We start from the raw sequence: 3,004 nt of genomic DNA, 5'->3' as shown, positions 1-3,004 counted from the left end.
TGGTACGAATCGATTCATGTATGTTAGCGGGAATCCAGTCGGATCAAATGATCCAACGGGGCATGTGGATTGGAGTCAGGCGATTCACATGTTAGATCAAATTATCGGTCATATGATGTGGAAGAGCTTTAATCATGGAGCTGGGTGGAATAAATTTGCCAGCCAGATCGGAAAGTTTAATTTAAGCAAGGCCACTTTTATTCCTAAGGGAAAACTCTTCTGGGACCCGAAGAATTCATGGTTTGGTGCGCGTAGACTAGCAAGATGGTATAACCTCAACGATTGGTGGAATACGGGGAAAGCTCGAGATGCATATTTTAGAAAGACTGCCAATGCAACAATAGATTTCACTTTAACACTATATGGAATGGGTATAATCGGAGATTGCAATGACCAATTTGGACCTCAAGTTTGTGGGCAAATTATGATTTATTTTTGGAATCAATATGGCATTGATAAAGACAAATTTTTCAACAAGGGTGGTTGGAACCGAGTCTTTAAATGGGACATTCACTTTAGGTTTAAGGATGGTCAAGCGCAAGATTCGATCGATAATGCTCATGCTGCTTGCAGCACTACTAAGTCATTTACCGAATTTTATTGGGGATCTCAAGATTTTGAAGGGGCCGGTTATCCTAACCCGCAAGACGGGTCAATTCGGCATACAGAAGGGAATATTACTTTTATAGAGAATACTTTCTTACTTTATAAAAACTGTTCAGGCAATTCCGGCGGTGATGGTTGAACACTAATGAAATATAGGATGGTTAAAATTGAATAAAAAATTAATATTGATAGAGAGGTATTATTGACTTGAAAGCTATTCAAAAAATATTTTTTATGGCGCTATTAATTTTTCATAGCGCCATAAAATCTGAAGATTTATCAAATCTAAAATCCAATTTTAAAAATTCCATTTATGCCGGGCTTTCGGTTGTCGATCCTGTACGTGCTGCAACGATATCTTACGAGAGATATATTTCAGAAAGAATCACCGTTGGATTAAGCATAAATTACACATTAAAGGATTTTGAGTCATCGAATAATCCAGCTTATGAAGCTTGTTCAAAACTCATTCAATTCTATTCTTGCGAGACATACGATCATCCCAAGAAATTAGGTGGTTTAGCTTTTTTAAAGTTTTTCCCAACAACGGGATCATTTTTTATTTCTATTGCAGGAGGAAAACAACCGAATTTAAATGTGGATACGCATTTGGGTCAAGACTTAAATGTAAACAATCAACTTTCTGCTTCATCGACAACTTCAGTTAATTTTCAGAGAACGAACACAGCTTTTGGAGTACTAAGTTTAGGTTGGAGATGGATGCTCAATGAACGTTTCTTTTTACAAATAGAAGGAGGTGCATTAAAGGAATTATCCGGAAATAGATCGGCAGTAGTTCAAATCGACGGAAGAGCTTTTTCTCCGGGTATCCAGATAGCCTCTATTAATACATTGCTTTACGAACAATATCAAATTTCATCTACGAAAAACCATCCTGGTAAAATTTTCTTTAACCTTTCATTTGGTACAAAATTCTAATAAATAGGTAAACGAAAAATTAACCTTTTAGAATATTACTGAATTTGGACCATCAAGTCAGTCGGTACAGTTGGGTTAACTGTAGAATATAGGAAAATAACATAAGTTCCGGAAACGTTCGGTTGGAACTGCATCAGATAATTGGTGCTTGAAGCACCTTCATTTGCGTCAAACTGTTTATAGGTTATATTGCAGGCATTATTATTATCGTAAACGTAGAATTGATAATTTTGAAGAATTGTCGACGTAGAAGTTATTTTTAGAGTTTGGCTGGTCGTTATTCCATTTACAAGGATATACCCGGCAGTCATTTGCCCCACTGCCACCATAGTAACTGGCTGGGAAGTACCGCTCGCAGTCGTTACCGCACTTTGACAGGGAACCGTCGGTGATAATGAAACACTTATATCCGAAGGAATTAATGTGGAGCTTTGTGCAGACATTGGATTAACGAGAAAATTGCCTGAGTCAAAGAACATATAGGTAAATAGTTTCTGTCCAACAGTTTCAATAGCTTGTATGATATTATTTTCCCGCTGCGGGCTTGCACACGGGTCTGCCGAAGACGTATACAAGCCGAATGAATAATTTCGTAAATTAGATGTCTGCGAGGTAAAAACTGCCGCTTGTCCGATTGTAATGCTCTTAAAGAAAACATTGCTACTAACATAAGGTTTAGTTATCACAAATCCAATATTTTTAATAACAAACGGGATGGTCTGAGTCGTAGTGGTAGCCGTTACACTTCCAGCACAACTGGTTGCTGCTGAAATTCCTGCCAATGTAAGTAGATCGGTAGTAGTATTCGAGCTGCCTCCTTGCTTGCAGCTTATTAAAAAAAGTAAAGTGGTGAGTATCAGGACTCTTTTCATCTTTTATACTTCAGAACAATTTTGATAATTGCCTAAAATGGCTTTGTAATTAATGAAATAGGCAGAATTTTATATAGTCAATGAAAAAAGTTCTTCGAATTTGCGTAATTAAAATCTTCTTTATGTGTAAAGAAACTTCTCCGCGAAAAACTGCCTCCTTTTCCCGCGGCAACGATGTGTAGGGTGCGAAGCAGTCGCAGCGTTTGCGGATAATGGTTTACGGTAAGAGACAAGAGTCGCTGGGACCGTAGCGAACGCGAAGCCCGGAGCAGCGTGACCCGGAACGAAGTGCAGGGGGCCGCCCACAAACAAAGATTAGTGGGTAAGGTTATGATCCACACGGGGGACAGAAAACGATCACTGACCCAAGCGGCTTAGTTACTTCAATTTCTTATGATATAGCGGGAAGAAAAACGAGTTACTCCGATTCAAATTCGGGAACGGTGAGTTATACCTACGATCTAATGGGAAGAGTTCTTTCCCAAACGGATGCACGAGGAAGTAGCGTTACAAATCTGTATGACCAGCTTGGACGATTGATTTCGCAAACTACGAATGGAGGAGAGATCGCCTCGACCTTTACCTAT

General features: G+C 38.9%; 3 protein-coding genes and 1 pseudogene. 3 read left to right on the top strand and 1 reads right to left on the bottom strand.

What is annotated here, in order from left to right; translation table 11 throughout:
- A partial coding sequence (locus tag LEP1GSC047_RS20710) for an RHS repeat-associated core domain-containing protein (protein WP_238325489.1) occupies positions 1-745 on the top strand: 745 nt, incomplete at its 5' end.
- A 68-nt stretch (positions 746-813) separates the two neighbouring features.
- On the top strand, positions 814-1,545 hold the full coding sequence (locus LEP1GSC047_RS00010) for a hypothetical protein (protein WP_010416662.1): 732 nt from the start codon (positions 814-816) through the stop codon (positions 1,543-1,545).
- A gap of 35 nt (positions 1,546-1,580) precedes the next feature.
- Here LEP1GSC047_RS00010 and LEP1GSC047_RS00005 read toward each other — a convergent pair whose 3' ends face one another.
- A complete protein-coding gene (locus tag LEP1GSC047_RS00005) occupies positions 1,581-2,327 on the bottom strand; it encodes a hypothetical protein (protein WP_238325488.1) in 747 nt (248 codons plus the stop codon).
- A 431-nt stretch (positions 2,328-2,758) separates the two neighbouring features.
- On the opposite strand from LEP1GSC047_RS00005, the pseudogene LEP1GSC047_RS22590 reads away from it, so the two are divergent.
- A pseudogene (locus LEP1GSC047_RS22590) lies at positions 2,759-3,004 on the top strand (hypothetical protein); the annotation flags it as partial.

Origin of the sequence: Leptospira inadai serovar Lyme str. 10 (genome assembly GCF_000243675.2) — a bacterium.
In the GTDB taxonomy this organism is placed as follows: domain Bacteria; phylum Spirochaetota; class Leptospiria; order Leptospirales; family Leptospiraceae; genus Leptospira_B; species Leptospira_B inadai.
The sequence above is the reverse complement of the archived record's forward strand: the minus strand, read 5'-3'. Positions and strand labels throughout refer to the sequence as shown.